14 protein-coding genes, 1 other RNA gene and 1 pseudogene are annotated in these 16,489 nt (G+C 73.7%); 9 read left to right on the top strand and 7 right to left on the bottom strand.

What is annotated here, in order from left to right:
- Positions 1 to 126: 126 nt before the first annotated feature.
- Positions 127 to 594 (top strand): hypothetical protein, encoded by a 468-nt coding sequence (locus tag OG435_RS14800; RefSeq protein ID WP_266877296.1) that lies wholly within the window; start codon positions 127 to 129, stop codon positions 592 to 594.
- Between the two features lie 20 nt (positions 595 to 614).
- On the opposite strand, the gene OG435_RS14795 is transcribed toward OG435_RS14800, so the two are convergent.
- Positions 615 to 1,781 carry a hypothetical protein gene (locus tag OG435_RS14795; protein ID WP_266877295.1) on the bottom strand — a complete coding sequence of 389 codons (1,167 nt, stop codon included), beginning with the start codon at positions 1,779 to 1,781 and terminating at the stop codon, positions 615 to 617.
- A 219-nt stretch (positions 1,782 to 2,000) separates the two neighbouring features.
- Between OG435_RS14795 and OG435_RS14790 the strand changes: the two are divergent.
- Positions 2,001 to 3,060 (top strand): annotated as a pseudogene (locus tag OG435_RS14790) (ABC transporter substrate-binding protein).
- Positions 3,061 to 3,130: 70 nt separating this feature from the next.
- Here the strand turns inward: OG435_RS14790 and OG435_RS14785 are convergent.
- Complete coding sequence (locus OG435_RS14785) at positions 3,131 to 5,539, bottom strand: serine/threonine-protein kinase (protein ID WP_266877294.1); 2,409 nt, start codon at positions 5,537 to 5,539, stop codon at positions 3,131 to 3,133.
- Between the two features lie 101 nt (positions 5,540 to 5,640).
- Between OG435_RS14785 and OG435_RS14780 the strand changes: the two genes are divergently transcribed.
- Genes OG435_RS14780 through OG435_RS14770 form a run of 3 tightly spaced genes read left to right on the top strand, consistent with a single transcriptional unit; the run spans position 5,641 to position 8,719 of the window.
- The gene (locus tag OG435_RS14780; RefSeq protein WP_266877293.1) at positions 5,641 to 6,510 is read left to right on the top strand and encodes a Nif3-like dinuclear metal center hexameric protein; all 870 of its coding nucleotides are present in this window, start codon (positions 5,641 to 5,643) and stop codon (positions 6,508 to 6,510) included.
- Positions 6,507 to 7,250 (top strand): zinc ribbon domain-containing protein, encoded by a 744-nt coding sequence (locus OG435_RS14775; RefSeq protein WP_266881749.1) that lies wholly within the window; start codon positions 6,507 to 6,509, stop codon positions 7,248 to 7,250. The genes OG435_RS14780 and OG435_RS14775 overlap by 4 nt, the downstream gene beginning before the upstream one ends.
- Complete coding sequence (locus tag OG435_RS14770; protein ID WP_266877292.1) at positions 7,250 to 8,719, top strand: bifunctional RNase H/acid phosphatase; 1,470 nt, start codon at positions 7,250 to 7,252, stop codon at positions 8,717 to 8,719. The genes OG435_RS14775 and OG435_RS14770 overlap by 1 nt, the downstream gene beginning before the upstream one ends.
- Before the next feature lie 56 nt (positions 8,720 to 8,775).
- Here the strand turns inward: OG435_RS14770 and OG435_RS14765 are convergent, their stop codons facing one another.
- The 3 genes from OG435_RS14765 to rnpB form a co-directional block, all read right to left on the bottom strand.
- Positions 8,776 to 9,030 carry a Txe/YoeB family addiction module toxin gene (locus tag OG435_RS14765; RefSeq protein ID WP_266877291.1) on the bottom strand — a complete coding sequence of 85 codons (255 nt, stop codon included), beginning with the start codon at positions 9,028 to 9,030 and terminating at the stop codon, positions 8,776 to 8,778.
- Entirely contained in the window at positions 9,027 to 9,302 is a 276-nt protein-coding gene (locus OG435_RS14760) for a type II toxin-antitoxin system Phd/YefM family antitoxin (protein WP_266877290.1), read from the bottom strand. The genes OG435_RS14765 and OG435_RS14760 overlap by 4 nt, the downstream gene beginning before the upstream one ends.
- A gap of 120 nt (positions 9,303 to 9,422) precedes the next feature.
- An RNA gene (rnpB, locus tag OG435_RS14755) (RNase P RNA component class A) lies at positions 9,423 to 9,832 on the bottom strand.
- 76 nt (positions 9,833 to 9,908) lie between these two features.
- Between rnpB and OG435_RS14750 the strand changes: the two genes are divergently transcribed.
- The 4 genes from OG435_RS14750 (at position 9,909) to OG435_RS14735 (ending at position 14,701) form a co-directional block, all read left to right on the top strand.
- Positions 9,909 to 10,694: a MerR family transcriptional regulator gene (locus OG435_RS14750; RefSeq protein ID WP_266877289.1), complete on the top strand. Its 786-nt coding sequence runs from the start codon at positions 9,909 to 9,911 to the stop codon at positions 10,692 to 10,694.
- The gene (locus tag OG435_RS14745) at positions 10,691 to 11,527 is read left to right on the top strand and encodes a hypothetical protein (protein WP_266877288.1); all 837 of its coding nucleotides are present in this window, start codon (positions 10,691 to 10,693) and stop codon (positions 11,525 to 11,527) included. The genes OG435_RS14750 and OG435_RS14745 overlap by 4 nt, the downstream gene beginning before the upstream one ends.
- Positions 11,528 to 11,748: 221 nt before the next feature.
- Positions 11,749 to 13,182 carry a S8 family serine peptidase gene (locus OG435_RS14740; RefSeq protein WP_266877287.1) on the top strand — a complete coding sequence of 478 codons (1,434 nt, stop codon included), beginning with the start codon at positions 11,749 to 11,751 and terminating at the stop codon, positions 13,180 to 13,182.
- Positions 13,183 to 13,213: 31 nt separating this feature from the next.
- Positions 13,214 to 14,701 carry a S8 family serine peptidase gene (locus OG435_RS14735; RefSeq protein ID WP_266877286.1) on the top strand — a complete coding sequence of 496 codons (1,488 nt, stop codon included), beginning with the start codon at positions 13,214 to 13,216 and terminating at the stop codon, positions 14,699 to 14,701.
- Between the two features lie 22 nt (positions 14,702 to 14,723).
- Here the strand turns inward: OG435_RS14735 and OG435_RS14730 are convergent, their stop codons facing one another.
- Positions 14,724 to 15,320 (bottom strand): hypothetical protein, encoded by a 597-nt coding sequence (locus tag OG435_RS14730; protein ID WP_266877285.1) that lies wholly within the window; start codon positions 15,318 to 15,320, stop codon positions 14,724 to 14,726.
- The gene (locus OG435_RS14725; protein WP_266877284.1) at positions 15,317 to 16,489 is read right to left on the bottom strand and encodes an MAB_1171c family putative transporter; all 1,173 of its coding nucleotides are present in this window, start codon (positions 16,487 to 16,489) and stop codon (positions 15,317 to 15,319) included. Before OG435_RS14725 ends, OG435_RS14730 begins: the two co-directional genes overlap by 4 nt.

Genomic DNA, 16,489 nt, shown 5'->3' with positions numbered 1-16,489 from the left:
CACACCCCGGGCCCGGCGTCGTTCCGGGGGACGGCTAGGAAATTTGAATGTGTTCAATTAGTGTGGGGGGTGAGTCGTAAGGGCTCGAACCCGTGATGCTGTCCGGGCAGTTGGAGGGGTGTGCGCGTGAACCGACGGATATGGCAGCCGGTCGCTCTGGCGGCCGCGGCGATGGCGCTGACGGCGTCGTGCGACCTCGCCGCGGGGATCTACGCCGCCGACATCACCGCGGACCGGCTGGAGGGGCGGTGGACCGACGGCGGGACCGCGTCCCTGACCTTCCGTGCGGACCACACCTTCAGCAGCGAGTCCCTCGACAAGTACCCCGTCACCTCGAAGTGCGGGAACCCCGAGGACCTGACCTCCGGCACCTGGGCGTTCTGGGCCCCCATCGAACCCGGCGGCACCTCCTTCACCGTGGAGGAGACCGCCACGCGCGGCACCATGCTGTCCCTGAAGTTCGACGGCCGCCGGTGCAGCGTGGACGTCTACCTGTACGGCGACGACGCCGACCCCGCGATGTGCCCGGCCCCCGACGCCGACGAGGGCTGCGCCGATACCGGATACCTCCAGCGGAGCGACGAGGACGGATAGCCCGACCCCGGCGGCCGGCCTCACCCCAGCGGGGCCTGCTGGAGGGGGACCGGGCGAGCCGGGGCCGGTGGAAGCGGGATCGGGTCCAGGCGGATCGGCGGCGGCGGGGAGACCGGGATGTTCACCCCGAGGAGGCCGCAGGGGACTTCCGGGGTGGAGTACGGGAGGTGCAGGCGGCCCTCCGTGGTCCAGCGGCCCGTGCCGCCGAGCCAGCCGGCCGGAGCGCCGAGCCGGAACACGTGCCGGTCGGCGGGGCGCCACAGGGCCAGCCCGGCCACCGAGCCGCCGTAGCCGTCGCCGGCCTCGTCCACCCGCAGGGCCACCCCGCAGCTCTCCGGCATCAGCACCTGCCCGGGCTGCACCGCGAACGGCGTCGCCGTGGCCCCGACAGCCCGCAGGCAGTCGGGGAAGCGCACCGGCCGGGCACTGCCCAGGACCCCCCAGCCGAGCCGGGGTTCACCCGGCGCGTCCGAGCGGATCAGCAGCAGCCCGCTGTCGGCGTCGGCCAGCAGCAGCCGGTCGTTGCTGTCCTCCGTGATCTGGAGCAGCGGCGAGACCTCCCCGCCCCGCCGCAGGTCCACGGCCACCGCCTTGGTCACCGGCCCGGCCGGGCCGTCCAGTTCGCGGTCCAGCGCCAGCAGCCGGCCCGTACGGTCCAGCCACACCCCACCCGAGCAGCGCCCCGGGATCCGGGCGACCCGCTCCGGCCCGAAGGGGACCCCGGCCACCTGCCAGACCGTGGTCGAGGTGGCCCCCACGGCCAGGGCGAAGGCCCCGTGCCCGTCGGGGGACGGGGGGAGCAGGGTGATCCGTACGCCCTCGCCCGTCCCCGGATCCTCCTCCTGGGGCCCGGGCGTGATCGCGCCGAGCTGCAGCTCCCCGGTCCGGGGTCCGGCGGCCCCGTTCCCGGTGGTTCCCCCGCCCGTCGGGTACAGCAGCGCGAAGGCGTGCCGCTCCGCCACCCGCCGGCGGATCAGCACCCGCCCGTCGGTCAGTGGCAGCACCTCGCTGTCGGCCTCCTCGGGCTGGGCGAGGGGCAGGGGCACCGCGTACGGCTCGGGGCCGGTCAGTGTCCAGCGCTCCGGGTAGCGGGCCTCGCCCTCCCCGGCCAGCCGGGCGGCGTAGGACCCGTCGGCGGCGATGGTGAACGGGGTCGCGCTGGTCTTCTCGATGGAACAGACAGTCATCGCGGTTACCTCCGCCGAGGAAGGTAGTGATCGAGCTTCCCTCCGGACAACGCGACAATCCCCGCTTCACACATACGGGTGGCGGGGCGGTGATTCGGCTGTGGAAGGGGAGGCGATTGTGCTGTGCGATATCGGGTTGTTTAGGGTGAGAGTCCTGGTTAGGTACACCTAACCCACCTTTCCGGTCTTTGCACGCTTCCCGTTCTCAGGAGACGATCCATGTCCCTCCGACGCCGCACGCCCCGAGGTGGCTCCGTCGCCGCCGTCGCCCTGGCCGCTGCCGCCGCACTCGTCCTCACCGCCTGCGGAGGCCAGGACGGCGGGGCCGCTAAGTCGGGCAAGGAGGCCCCGGCCGGAGGCACCGAGAAGAAGGCCGCGGCCCAGGGCGGCAAGGACTTCTCCGACGCGGCGAAGAAGACGGCGGCCTTCGGGACCACCGCGCCGGCCGGGCAGTTCCCGCGCACGGTCACCCACGCCATGGGCTCCACGGAGCTCAAGGCCGCGCCCAAGCGGGTCGTCGTCCTCGACGTCGGCGAGCTCGACAACGTGGTCTCGCTGGGCCTGCGGCCGGTCGGCTACGCGCCCACCGAGGGCGACGAGGGCATCCCCGGCTACCTGAAGAAGGACGCCGGCGAGCCCAAGTCCGTCGGCACCATCAACAAACTCAACCTCGAAGCGATCAACGCACTCAAGCCCGACCTGATCCTCGGCAGCCGGCTCCGCTCCGCGGACAAGTACGACGCGCTCTCGAAGATCGCCCCGACCGTCTTCTCCATCCGCCCCGGCTTCCCGTGGAAGGAGAACTACCTCCTGAACGCGGCCGCCCTCGACAAGACCGCCGAGGCGAAGGCCAAGCTCGACGCCTACCGGGCCAAGGCGTAGAAGCTCGGCGCGGACCTCGGGGAGAAGAAGCCGACCGTCACGATGCTGCGCTACATGCCCGGCAAGACCCGGCTGTACGCCGGCGCCTCCTTCATCGGCACGATCCTGAAGGACTCCGGCATCCCGCGCCCGCAGAACCAGCAGGTAGGACCTCGCGGTGGAGATCAGCCCGGAGCGCATGGACGAGGCCGCCGCCGACTGGATCTTCACCGGCGTCTACGGGGCCAAGGACAAGACCAAGCGCGACTCCGCCGAGGACAACCCGCTGTGGAAGGGCCTGGAGGCCGTGAAGCAGGGGCGGGCCAAGGACGTCCCGGACGAGACCTGGTACCTGGGCCTCGGCGTGACCGCCGCCGACAAGGTCCTGGACGACCTGCGCGGCTTCCTGGTCAAGTAGCCCGCAGGGTCCCGGTCCCGGTCAGGTGGCCGGCCGTCAGGTGTCCGGCCGTCACGTCGGCGGCCGGCCGTCACGTGGCCCGCACGGTCCAGACCGGGCAGGGCCCGGGGAGGTCCGCCGACCCCGCCCCCTCCGGCTCGGGAGCGAGCCCCAGCCGCTCCCGGACCGCGCGGGTCAGGTAGTGCCGGCCGCCCATCGCCCGCGTCACCTCCGCGAGCAGCTCCCGCCACATCGGCCGGGCCACCGCCTCCCCGTGCAGCGCGGCCACCCCGGCGGCCTGCGCGTACCGCCCCCGCAGGGTGACCGGCTCGTCCGCCCCGAACAGGTCGCTCCGCCGCGGCAGTACGGCGTTCAGCAGCGGCAGCGCCTCCGCCTGCCGGTCCCGCGCGGACAGGGCCAGCGCGAGCCGGAACCAGGCGTCCACCGTCAGCCGGTCCCCGCTCCCGAGCAGCGCCTCCAGGTCCGGTGCCAGCTCCTCCCACTGCGCGAGGTCCGCCGCCGGATCGGCCGCCCGCGCGGTCAGCGCCAGCAGGTAGCGGGCCCGTAGCACCAGCTCCCCGGCCGGGCCCTGGTGCGCGTACAGCGCCGGCATCAGTGCCACGAGCAGGGCGCGCGCCTCCGCCGGCCGGCCCGCGCCCTCGGTGTGCTCGGCCAGCCGGAACCGCGCCAGCAGCGTCAGCGGATGCTCCTCGCCGAGCGCCGCGGTGCAGTCGCTGATCAGCACCCGCCAGGTGGGCAGCGTCTCCTGCGCGGTCCCCGCCTCGGCGACCCAGCCGGCCATCACGATCCGGGCCGCGTAGGCCTCCTCCCGGCCGTCCTCCAGCAGCCCCACCAGATGGGACACGAGCACGCGCAGCCGGACGGCCGCCTCCGGGTTGCCCCGCAGCCGCAGGACCGCGTCGCACAGCTCGCGTCGCGCGTCCGCGCCGAGCGACCCCACCGTGCGCTGCTCGGAGTCCAGCCGCGGGATCAGGGAGAGCCACAGCTGGACCGCGCCGATGTCGTCACCGGCCTTGGCCAGCTGGGCGACGTACTGGTAGCGGGTGTGCAGGGTGAGGCTGTCGGTCTCGCCGAGCACCCGCCGCAGATCGCGCACGATCTCCGCGTAGAGCTCGGCGGCCTCGCGCAGGGCCCCCGCGTTCGCCAGGTACCGGGGCAGCAGGCAGCGGGCGTAGAGGGTGCGCCGGTCCCCGGGCCCGTGCAGGGCCTCCATTCGCGGCACGATCTCGCCGAGCAGCGCGGAGGCCTCCCCGAAGAGGCCGTCGCGGGCGCAGGTGCAGGCCAGGTCGAAGCCGAACTCCACGGTCAGCGGGTCCTCGGCGCCCAACAGCCGGACGGTGTCGGCGAGCAGCTCGCCGAGCGCCAGCCGCGCGATCCCGGGGTCGTCCTCCGCGCGCGCCGCCCGGCCGCGCTCCACCAGCGCGGCGCGGATCCGGGCGCCGAAGGCCTCGCCCGGGTCGGGATCGGCGTACTCGCCCTCCAGTACCTCGTCCTCGTTGGCGTCGGCCTCCCGGGCTTCTCGTAACGGCGGCGCGGGCGGCAGGTCCGGTTCGGTCGGTACGTACGCCCCCGCAGCGGCGGCCGCGGGCTCCGGGGCCTCCGTGGCCGGGGCCGACGCCGCCGCGAGCGTCCGGCTCAGCGTGCGCAGCCGGTCCACCACCTGGGCGGCGTCCGCCGGCCGGTCCGCCGGATCCTTCGCCAGCAGTTCCATGACCAGCCGGTCCACGGGCGCGGGCACCGGCCCGTACGCGCTCGGCGGCGGCGGAAGCTCGTGTACCTGCTGGTACATGACCTGGAGCAGGCCCCGCTCCAGGGTGAAGGGCGGACGCCCGGTGAGCATCGTGTAGAGCAGGCAGCCCAGGGCGTACAGGTCGGTCCGCCCGTCCACCGGCCGGCCTTCGCACTGCTCGGGCGCCATGTAGGCCGGGGTGCCGACCATCCGGGCACCGGTGAGCTTCGTGTGGTGGGTGTCGTTGTCCTCCAGGAAGCGGGCGATCCCGAAGTCGAGGAGCTTGACCAGCCCGCCGTAGGTGACCATCACGTTCCCGGGCTTGAGGTCCCGGTGGACCACTCCCGCCTCCGGTCCGTGCGCCGACTCCAGGGCCAGCGCGATCTGCTCGGCCCAGGCCAGCGCCTGCGGGAGCGGGGGCAGCCGCTGCGCGAGTTCCTCCGCGAGCGAGCGGCCCCGTACGAGCTCCATGACGATGTAGACGAGCGGTACGTCGTCCTGCTCCACGCTGTTGTAGTCGTACACGGCGACGATGTGCGGGTGCGCGAGCCGTCCCGCCGCCGTCGCCTCCCGGCCGAGCCGGGACACCAGCTCCGGGACCAGCGCCGGATCGGCCTCCTCACGGATCAGCTTGATCGCGACCTTGCGGCGGATGCGCCGGTCGATGCCCTCCCAGACCTCGCCCATGCCGCCCATGTCCAGCCGCCGGACCAGCTCATATCGGGCGTCGAGCACTTCTCCGGCACGCATGGATCCCCCCGTTTCCCCTGCCGCCGCAGACAGTATCCGCATCGGCCCGCGGATGGGACGGGAAGACCGGGGCCGGTCGCCACGGACGGTAGCCTTGGCCTGTGCCCCGTCTCTCTGAAGTCATCGCCGCGCTGGACGCTCTGTGGCCCCCTTCGCGGGCCGAGGAGTGGGACGCCGTCGGCACCGTCTGCGGCGACCCCGACGCCGAGGTCTCCCGGGTCCTGTTCGCCGTCGACCCCGTCCAGGAGATCGTCGACGAAGCGGTGAAGCTGGGTGCCGACCTGCTCGTCACCCACCACCCCCTCTACCTGCGGGGCACCACCACCGTCGAGGCCGGCACCTTCAAGGGCCGCGTCGTGCACACGCTGATCAAGAACGACATCGCGCTGCACGTCGCCCACACCAACGCCGACACCGCCGACCCGGGCGTCTCCGACGCCCTCGCCGGCGCCCTCGACCTGCGCGTCACCGGCCCGCTGGTGCCCGACCCGAGCGACCCCAAGGGCCGCCGGGGCCTGGGCCGGCTCTGCGAGCTGGACCGGCCCGAGACCCTGCGCGAGTTCACCGCGCGCGTCGCCGCCTGGCTCCAGCCGACCGCGCAGGGCATCCGGGTGGCCGGTGACCCCGACGCGATGATCCGTACGGTCGCCGTCAGCGGCGGCTCCGGCGACAGCCTCTTCGCGCAGGTCAGGGCTGCCAGTGTCGACGCGTACGTCACCGCGGACCTGCGCCACCACCCGGTGTCCGAGGCCCGCGAGCAGAGCCCGCTCGCCCTCGTCGACGCCGCCCACTGGGCCACCGAATGGCCTTGGTGCGAGCAGGCCGCGGCCCAGCTCGACGCCATCTCCGAGCGCAACGGCTGGGGTCTGCGGACCCACGTCTCGCGCACGGCCACAGACCCGTGGACGGCTCACGCTCCGTCCGTGACATCCCCTTCGAACTCCCCTTCTCTCCCTGGAGCCCCCAACTGAACGCCGAGCCCGCCGACCAGATCCGACTTCTCGACGTCCAGGCCCTGGACGTCCGGCTGTCTCAGCTGACCCACAAGCGCAAGATGCTGCCCGAGCACGCCGAGGTCGACTCGCTGACCAGCGACCTGGCCCAGCAGCGCGACTTCCTCGTCGCCGCCCAGACGCAGGCCACCGACGCCGCCCGCGAGCAGACCAAGGCCGAGCAGGACGTGGACCAGGTGCGCCAGCGCGCCGCCCGCGACCAGGCCCGCCTGGACACCGGCGTCGGCATCTCCGCCCGCGACCTGGCCAACCTGCAGAGCGAGGTCGTCTCCCTCGCGAAGCGCCAGGGCGACCTGGAGGACGTGGTCCTGGAGGTCATGGAGCGTCTGGAGGGTGCGCAGGAGCGCGTCACCGAGCTCACCGACCGGGTCGCCTCCCTGGAGACCAAGCTCGTCGACGCCACCGCGCGCCGCGACGCCGCCACCGGCGAGATCGACGCCGAGATCGCGGGCATCGCCAAGGACCGCGAGGTCATCGTCACGGCCATGCCGGCCGCGCTGATCGCCCTGTACGAAAAGATCCGCGTGAAGCAGGGCGGCGTCGGCGCCGCCCGCCTGTCGCAGCGCCGCTGCGAGGGCTGCCGCCTGGAGCTCGACCTCGCCGAGGTCAACGAGATCAAGGCCGCCGCCCGCGACCAGGTCGTCCGGCACGAGAGCTGCGGCCGCATCCTGGTCCGCATGGCCGACTCGGGCATCTGATGCCGAAGTTCGTTGTGGAAGCCGACGGCGGCTCCCGGGGCAACCCGGGGCCCGCCGGGTACGGCTCCGTCGTCCTCGACCCGGTGACGGGCGAGACGCTGGCCGAGCGCGCGGAGTACATCGGCGTCGCGACGAACAACGTGGCCGAGTACAAGGGCCTCATCGCCGGGCTGAAGGCCGCCCGCGAGCTGGACCCGGACGCGGTGGTCCTCGTACGCATGGACTCCAAGCTCGTCGTCGAGCAGATGTCGGGCCGCTGGAAGATCAAGCACCCGGACATGAAGCCGCTCGCGGCGGAGGCGGCGAAGGTCATGCCGCGCGCGCAGGTGACGTACGAGTGGATCCCGCGCGAGAAGAACAAGCACGCGGACCGGCTCGCGAACGAGGCGATGGACGCGGGCAAGCGGGGCGAGCGCTGGGAGCCCGCGAACTCCTCGGCCGCCCTGGACGCCTCCGCGGCCCGCACCCTGGCGGCCCCGCCGCCGCAGGGCCCTCCGGGCGACGCGGCGAAGGGGGCGGCGGCGGTCCGCGCCGCCCTGGCCTCCGGCGGCGGTACGCGAACCCGCGCGGGCACGGCTGCGCCCGCCCGGGCTGGCTCCGCACCGGCCGCCGCCGACACCCTGTTCGGGGACCCGACGGACCTGACGGACCTGGCCGCCCCGACGGGCCCGGCGGACCTCGCCGACTCGGCGGGTCCGGCAGACCAGGTGGTCCCGGTCGGCCCGTCGGCGCTGGCCGACGCGGCAGTCTCGGCCACCCCCGCCACCGCCGATGCGCCGGGCGTCACGTCCACCAGCGCCGCGCCCACGACCGCCCCCGCCGGGCAGGGCTGGGGGCCCGACATGGGGCCGCCCGCCACCTTCGTGCTGCTGCGCCACGGAGAGACCGCGCTGACCCCGCAGAAGCGGTTCTCCGGCAGCGGTGGCAGCGACCCGGAGCTTTCCGCGGCGGGCCGCCGCCAGGCCGCCGCCGTCGCGGAGTCGCTCGCGGCGCGCGGCACCATCGAGACGGTGATCAGCTCCCCGCTGCGCCGCTGCCGGGAGACCGCGCAGGCCGTCGCCGACCGGCTCGGGCTCACGGTCGCCGTCGAAGAGGGCCTGCGCGAGGTCGACTTCGGCGCGTGGGAGGGGCTGACCTTCGCGGAAGCGCGCGAGCGCCACCCCGAAGACCTCCAGGCGTGGCTGGACTCCCCGGAGGCCGCCCCCACGGGCGGCGGCGAAAGCTTCGCCACGGCCACCCGCCGCATCTCGGCGACCCGGGACCGGCTCCTCGCCGAGCACGCGGGCCGCACGGTCCTGCTGGTCTCGCACGTGACCCCGGTCAAGATCCTGGTCCGCCTGGCCCTGGGCGCCCCGCCGGAGGCCCTGTTCCGCATGGAACTCTCGGCGGCCTCCCTGTCGGCGGTCGCCTACTACGCCGACGGCAACGCCTCGGTCCGCCTCCTGAACGACACGTCCCACCTGAGGTAGCCGACGGGACGGCCCCCGCTGGGCGGGGGCCGCCGTGCGGCGGGAACCGCTGTCGCTCAGTAGTGGTAGCGGGCCTGGGCGATTTCCACGGCCTCGTCGTTGATGCGGTAGACGAGGCGGTGTTCATCGGTGATCCGTCTGGACCACCAGCCGGAAAGGTTCTCCTTGAGCGGTTCAGGCTTTCCGACGCCTTCGAACGGTGTGCGCTGGATCTCCTTGACCAGCCGATTGATCCGCTTGAGGATCTTCGGATCGGCCGTCGCCCAAAACGTGTACTCGTTCCAAGCGCGGCTGGAGAACATCACCTTCACGCGGCTGACCCGGAGCTGTCCATCGGCTCGATGAGCTCGCGCGCCTGCCCGTGGCCGGCGTCCAGCTCGGCGATGGACTCCATGAGGATCTGCGCGTTACGGGGTGAGCGCAGGAGGTACACCGTCTCCTGCCAGGACCGGAAGTCCTCGGCGGCCATGATGACCACGTCGCCGTGCTCTCGAGAGGTGACCTCTATCGGTTCATGGTCCTCGTTGACCTGCCGGATCAGCGGGTAGAAGCGTGTGCGGGCTTCATTCGCGGAGATAGGCATGGACTGAACCTCCCTGTCACGCGGACTCGTACGGTGTTACCGTACCAGTCTGGCCGGTTCGGTGCGCGAGGCAAGAAAAAACCTCCCCGTACCGCGTATCCGCGGGTCGGAGAGGTGTGGCAGACGAGCCGGCCTGTACGCCGGGTTCTGTCACCCGGGGACCTCGCGGTCGCCGGGGAGACGGCCATCCATCTAGGACCGGCGTTGCCGCCGGTCTCGTGCGGTCTACCCGCGAACTCGGGCGAGCAGCCCTCGAACGTTCGCGCAGGTCCTGCCGTCCGAAAACGGCCGGACCCTCTTGACCTTGCTCCGGGTGGGGTTTACCTAGCCGCCTGAGTCGCCTCAGGCGCTGGTGGTCTCTTACACCACCGTTTCACCCTTACCGGGGGCCGAAGCCCCAGGCGGTCTGTTTTCTGTGGCACTGTCCCGCGGGTCACCCCGGGTGGCCGTTAGCCACCACCCTGCCCTGTGGAGCCCGGACGTTCCTCGGCGGGATCCGGAGATCCCGACGCGGCCGCCCGGCCGACTCGTCTGTCGTGCCGCCCATGCTACCTGCAACGTGTCAGCGCTTGACCTTGACGCAGCGGCAAGGCTTCTACTGGGCTCATGCGGATCGGAGAGATCGCCGCGCTCGTCGGGCTCACCACCCGGGCGATCCGGCACTACCACCACGTCGGCCTGCTCCCCGAGCCGGACCGGCGCCCCAACGGCTATCGCACCTACAGCGTGCGCGACGCCGTCCGGCTGGCCCGGGTGCGCCGGCTGACCGAGCTCGGGCTGAGCCTCGACGAGGTGCGCGACGTGCTCGCGGACGACGCGGGGCGCGAGCTCGCCGAGGTACTGGCCGAGCTCGACGCCGACCTCGCCCGCCAGCAGGCCGAACTGGCCGAGCGCAGGCGGCGCCTGGCCGTCCTGCTCGCCGCCCCGCCCGGGGAGGCCGAGCCGGTCTCGCCCGCGCTCGCGGAGCTGCTGTCCAAGGCGCCCGCGACGGCCTCGCCCTCCGCCGCGCTCGACCGCGAGCACCTGGGCTTGCTGGACGCCTCGGGCGCCGTGGGGGAGGAGCTCTACGCCGCACTCGGGACGGTCGCCGCCGACCCGGCCGTGCTCGCGCTGTACGAGCGGCTCGACGAGCTGGCCGACGCGGACGAGGACGACCCCCGGATCGGGCCGCTCGCCGCGGAACTGGTGGCCGCGGTGCCCGCCGAGGCGTTCGCGGCGATGGCGCCGGCGACGGCGGTGACGGAGGGGGCGGCCGGCGGGCCGCAGGAGCTGCCGGGCTTCCTGGAGGCCCTGCTCGCCGAGTACGCCCCGGCGCAGGCGGAGGTCGTCCGCCGGGTGATGGAGGCCTTCACGGACACGTGGGCGACGCAGACGGAGAGGGGCCGGGAATGAGCGCGATACGCGCGGCACGGATCGGGGTGGCCGCCGTGCTCCCCATGGAGCTGGCGCTGGTGGTGTGCGTGGCGGCCGGGGTGCGCCCGCCCGGCTGGGCCCTCGCCGTCGCCGAAGCGCTGGTGCTGGGGGTCCTCCTCCTGGAGGCCCGCGTCCTGTACTCGCTGTACGCCGCCGCCCGCGCCCGCGGCGCCGGCCCGGGCGCGGCCCGCCGCGAGGCCGTACGGGCCGTGGTCCCCGTCCCCGTACGCCGCCTCGTGCTGCACGAACTGCGCGCGTCCGCCTCACTGCTGCGGTGGGCGCTGCGCAGGCCCCCGCACGGGGTGCGGTCCGCGGACCACGCGGCCCCGTACACCGGACCGCAGACGGCCATGATGTACGGGCTGGTGTTCGTGTCGCTGATCGAGACCGTGGCGCTGGCCTTCCTGATCCCCTGGCCTGCCGTCCACCGCGTGGTGCTCGTCCTCGACGTGTACGGGGTGCTGCTGATGCTCGGACTGCACGCCGCCTGCGTCACCCGGCCGCACGTCGTGAGCCCCGACGGGACCCTGCGCGTCCGCTACGGAGCCCTCTTCGACCTGACCGTCCCGCCGGACGCGGTGGCCTCGGTCCGGGTGGACCGGCGCTATCCCGAGGGGCGGCTCGTCACCCTCTCCGAGGACGGGGTGCTCGACCTGATCGTCGGCAGCCAGACCACGGTCACCGTGGAACTGACCCGCCCGCTCGCCTTCCGCCGCCCGCTCGGGGCCCGCGGCGAGGCACGGGTCATCCGCTTCCACGCGGACGAGCCCCGCGCGCTGGTCGACGCACTGCGGCAGCCCGCACCCCCGTGACGGGCTGCCGCAGTGCCGAGGGTGTCCGCCGAGCGTGACAAGCCGCCGCGCGCCTGTCTTGTCAAAAACGGCACGGCTGTCTCCGCAGCGCGGCCGAACGGAGGCCCGCACCGGTCCGGCCGGGTGAACTCGCGGGTGGCGCACGGTGCGCGCGGCGGCGCGGGCCGCGGCTTCGGGTCGGATGGGCGCGTTGACACAGCGGCCGTCCGACGGGACCGGGTATGAGGAATCGGGCGCGTTTCGCGCTGCTGGGGCCTTCGGTACTGGCCCTGCTCGCCCTTGCCGCGGCCGCCCCGGCCGCCCCGGCCGCCGTGAGCGCCGAGAAGCGGGACGGGCGCGCAGAGCCGTACATCGTCGTCCTCAAGGACGGCGCGGGTGACCCGGCCACCGCCTCGAAGCGGCTCGGGCAGCGGTACGGGGCGCCGCCGACCGCCGTGTTCCGGCACGCGCTGAAGGGCTACGCCGCGCGGCTGACCGAGGCCGAGGCCACCGGACTGCGCGCGGACTCCGCCGTACGGTTCGTCAGCAAGCAGCGCCGCTACCGGCTCGACCCGCCGCGCAAGCACACCCCCGTGCACTGCGGGGAGGCCCTGGGAGGGCCCGGGCAGTGCCTGCCCGAGTGGGCCGACCGGATCGAGGCCGACCGCTCCTCCGCCCGCTCCGGCGACGGGAAGGGCACGGTGAAGGGCGTCCGCGTCGCCGTCCTCGACAGTGGCATCCAGGGCACCCACCCGGACCTCAACGTGCTCGGCGGTACGGACTGCCTCAGCGGCAGCCCGGAGGTCCCCGGCACCAGCCTGATCGCCCCCGACCCGCACGGGACGGAGGCGGCCGGGGTCATCGGCGCGAAGGACAACGGGATCGGGGTCGTGGGCGTGGCGCCGGGGGCGGAGCTGTGGGCGGTCAAGATCTTCCCGGACGACAGCTCGGGGCTCGGCTCGGACGAGGCGGGCATGTGCGCCATGGACTGGATCGTCTCCACCCGCACCGACGGCGACCCCGCCAACGACATCCACGTCGCGAACATGAGCTTCACCTCCCTGGACGCGGTTCCCGACCAGGACGACGAGGCGTGCGGCACCCTCAACGGCGACGCGTTCCACCTCGCGGTGTGCAACGCGGTCCGGGCCGGGATCACCGTCGTGGCCGGGGCGGGCAACGAGAGCCACGATCTGGCGCGGCACGGGCCCGCCGCCTACCAGGAGGTGCTCACCGCGACCGCGATGGTGGACTTCGACGGCAAGCCCGGGGCCGGGGGAAGGCCCGACTGCCAGGGCCTCGACTTCGGGCTGTTCGGCGACGAGGACGATCAGGCGGCCCTGGAGTTCAGCAACTTCGTCCGGGTGCCCCGGGACCGCGAGCACACGGTGGCCGCGCCCGGCGTGTGCGTGGCGACCACCAGCTCCGACCCGGCCGCGCCCTACACCGCCGTGGACGGCACCAGCTTCTCCACACCCGTGGTCGCCGGGACCGCCGCCCTGTGTATCGCGCACGGCCCGTGCGGGCACTCCACCCCGGCCCGCAACCTGCGCACGATCGTGGACGACGCCGCCCGGCAGACCCGCCGGCACCCCGACTACGGCTTCGACGGCGACCCCAACCACCCCTTCCCGAAGCGGTACTACGGACCGCTCGTCCATGCCGGCCGCTACTGACGGCGGCCGCGGCCGTGAGACAGGAACAGGCATGACCCCTCCCCGGCGCTCCACCGCGCTGCCCGCCGTCGCCCTCGCCCTCGCGCTGACGGCGACCCTGGCCCCGCTGACCTCCGCCGCCGCGACCGCGGGAACGGCCGGCGCCGGGGAGAAGGGCGCCCGGTACATCGTCGTCCTCGCGGACGCAGCCCCCGACCCCGCGGCCCTCGCCGACCGGCAGACCCGCCGCTTCCGCACCACCCCCACCGCGCGGTTCCGGCACGCCCTCAAGGGGTACGCCGCCGAGCTGACCGAGAGCCAGGCGGCGGAACTGCGCCGGGACCGGGCGGTACGGTTCGTCGCGGCGGAACGGTCCTACGGGCACCCCGTCTCGGCGGAGCCCCGTACCGTGCCTCCCCGTACCGCCGCACCCGGCGCCACCGCACCCGGTGCCGCCGTACGGTGCGGCGCCGTACCGGACCTCACCGTGCGGCAGTGCCTGCCGGAGTGGGCCGACCGCATCGACGCGGAGAAGTCCTCCGCCCGCTCCGGAGACGGCCGCGGTCGGGCCACCGATGTGAACGTCGCGCTCATCGACTCCGGCATCGCGGGCGGCCACCCCGACCTGAACGTGCGCGGCGGCGCCGACTGCCTCACCGGCACCCCGGTGCTGCCGGGCGCGGCCCTGCAGGACCCCCAGGAGGTCGGGACCGCCCTGGCCGCCGTCGTCGGAGCCAAGGACAACGACCGGGGCATCGTCGGAGTCGCCCCCGGAGCCCCGCTGTGGTCGGTGAAGGTGTTCCCCGACGACGGCCGGGCCGCCCTCGACAGCAGTGTGCTGTGCGCCCTCGACTGGGTCGCCTCGACCCGTGCCGACGCGGACCCGGGCAACGACATCACCGTCGCCAACATGAGCTTCGGCACCCTGCGGCTGTACCAGCAGGCGGACGACGGCCACTGCGGGACCGTCAACAACGACGCGCTGCACCTCGCCGTCTGCAATACGACCCGGGCGGGCGTGACCCTCGTGGCCAGCGGTGCGGGCGCCAACGTCGGCATCGCGATGGAGGCACCCGGCTCGTACGACGAGGTCCTCACCTCCACCGCGATGTCGGACATGGACGGCCGGCCCGGCGCGAAGGCGGCCCCCGAGTGCTACGGCATCGAACTGGGCTCGGTCGGGCACGCCGACGACCAGGCGACGCTCAGGTTCGCCGAGTTCGCGCGCTCCGCCGCCGACCGGCGCCACATCGTCGCCGCTCCCGGCATCTGCATCGCGACCACGCCCCGTCCGCAGGATCCGCTTCCCGCGATCTACTTCGGGACCGGCCTCACGGCCCCCGTCGTCACCGGCATCGCCGCCCTGTGCGTCCACTCCGGCCGCTGCGAGGACGGTGCCCCGGCGCGCACCATCCGCACCCTGGTGGACGACGCGGCCGCGCACAGCCGGCGTCACGAGGAGTACGGCTTCTACGGGGACCCCTCGAGGCCCATCAGGGGCCGGCACTACGGCCCCCTGGTGTCCGCGGCCCGCTACTGACGGCTCCGGTCCCGCGACCGGGCTAGCGGATCAGCGCGAAGGTCGTGGCCGCCACGGCCGCGCCCACCGCGGTGCCCGCGAGGACCTGGGCGAGGGTGTGGTCCTTCAGCTCGACCCGGGACCAGCCGACGACGGCGACCAGCGGGTAGGCGAGCAGCAGCCAGGGCCCGTAGGTCAGGGCGAGCATGGCGACGCTCCCGGAGGAGACGGCCGCGTGCACGCTGATCTTCCAGGCGGGGGTCACGGCGAGCAGGGCCACGAGGGTGGTCAGCATGGCCGCGATCAGCGCGATCATCGTGCGGGGCGAGCCGAGGAACGACATCAGCAGGATGCCGGTGACGACCGAGCCGATGATGAACACCATCACGACGATGCGCTGTTGGCGCTGGCCGACGTGCCGGTCGGCCCAGCGGCCGCGCCGGATCCCGTACTTGATGAAGGCCAGCGGGATGACGGCGGCGAACAGGCAGCCCAGGAGTCCCCAGCCGATCCCCTCGAGGCCGGCGGTGTGCCAGCCGATCAGGAGGGTGTCGGCGATGATCCAGGTCTTGGGATCGAGGCCGTCGGTGATCAGACGGGCGGATCGGGACTCGGTGGGCTGGTCGAGCGTGGCGGTCACGCCGTGGCCTCCTGGCTGGTGGTGGTGAGGAACTCGTCGGCCACGGCGGAGTGGTAGATCCGGGCGAGCTGGATGAGGCGCAGTACTTCGGTGGTGAAGTCGAGGTCGTCGATCCCGACGGTGGCGGCCGGCTCCTGGGCGCCGTGGAGCGGCAGCGCCCCGCGGGCCTTGCCCTCGCGGGCCGCCCGCATCCGGAGGGCTTCGGCCGCCGGGCTCGTCGCCGGGTCGAACCCCGCCTCCAGGGCGGCGCGGTGCGCGCGCTCGCGGACCTCCGGGGCGGTGTACGCGTCCAGGGTCAGGGCGGCGTCGCGGATCTCGATCACCCTGCGGTACAGCCGCAGGCGCGGGCTGCGCAGGAGCCCGGTCTTCAGGACGATGTCGGGGGTGACCGCGGTCAGGTCCTGCCAGAGCGGCTGGAGCTGGCGGTGGTGGCGGCCGTCCTGGACGGTGCGCCAGGCCACGCCGAAGGCGGGGATGCTGCTCCCGATGAGGATGAAGCCGATCGCCAGGTACTTCAGGGCGTCGGTGACGTTGTCGACCGCGACATCGCTGGTGTCGTCCGTGAGGCCCGCGAGGCGGCTCGCGATGTACCCGGCCCGCATCAGGGTGTAGAGCACGCCGACGGCGGTCCCGATGCCCATGAGGCGGACGCCGGTCCGCAGCCACAGGGCGCTGGCGTGCCGGGCGCTGCCCCAGAAGAGCCAGGTGGCGGTGGCCATGGCGATGCCGAGGTAGACGACGAACAGGAGGTAGTAGACCGTGGCCCAGCCGTTGCCGGCGGTCTCCTCGAAGAAGTCGGTCATTTCGTGGGGCCGCGGGACGAAGAAGGCGAAGAGCACCGCCATGGCCGTCATCGCGGTCAGGGCGGCGTAGTGACGGACCCGCAGCCGGCGGCCGGTCTCCGGACGGGCGATGGCGACGACGAAGTCGACGACCGCGCCGGCCGCGATCATGCCCAGCCAGTGCTTGAAGAGGGTGGAGAGGTTGTTGACCCCCGCCCAGTCGTCCAGCGTGCGCATCACTCCGGGCAGGCGCAGCGTCATGGAGACGGTCAGGGCGGCGAACGCCGCCCACAGGGCCCGCTGTTTGACCGAGCGGACGGCCGAGGGGGCGCGCCAGAGCGTCACCGTCCACAGCATGACCAGGATGGCTGCTTCGAGGTGTTTCAC

The sequence above is a fragment of the Streptomyces sp. NBC_01264 genome, from assembly GCF_026340675.1.
Classification (GTDB): domain Bacteria; phylum Actinomycetota; class Actinomycetes; order Streptomycetales; family Streptomycetaceae; genus Streptomyces.
This window is presented reverse-complemented; position numbering and strand designations above follow the sequence as displayed.

What these genes read in the sequence shown, in the direction of transcription:
- OG435_RS14795 (WP_266877295.1), bottom strand. Translation starts at nt 1,781, where the DNA reads ATGACTGTCTGTTCCATCGAGAAGACCAGCGCGACCCCGTTCACCATC.
- OG435_RS14785 (WP_266877294.1), bottom strand. Translation starts at nt 5,539, where the DNA reads ATGCGTGCCGGAGAAGTGCTCGACGCCCGATATGAGCTGGTCCGGCGG.
- OG435_RS14770 (WP_266877292.1), top strand. Translation starts at nt 7,250, where the DNA reads ATGCCGAAGTTCGTTGTGGAAGCCGACGGCGGCTCCCGGGGCAACCCG.
- OG435_RS14760 (WP_266877290.1), bottom strand. Translation starts at nt 9,302, where the DNA reads ATGCCTATCTCCGCGAATGAAGCCCGCACACGCTTCTACCCGCTGATC.
- OG435_RS14750 (WP_266877289.1), top strand. Translation starts at nt 9,909, where the DNA reads ATGCGGATCGGAGAGATCGCCGCGCTCGTCGGGCTCACCACCCGGGCG.
- OG435_RS14745 (WP_266877288.1), top strand. Translation starts at nt 10,691, where the DNA reads ATGAGCGCGATACGCGCGGCACGGATCGGGGTGGCCGCCGTGCTCCCC.
- OG435_RS14740 (WP_266877287.1), top strand. Translation starts at nt 11,749, where the DNA reads ATGAGGAATCGGGCGCGTTTCGCGCTGCTGGGGCCTTCGGTACTGGCC.
- OG435_RS14735 (WP_266877286.1), top strand. Translation starts at nt 13,214, where the DNA reads ATGACCCCTCCCCGGCGCTCCACCGCGCTGCCCGCCGTCGCCCTCGCC.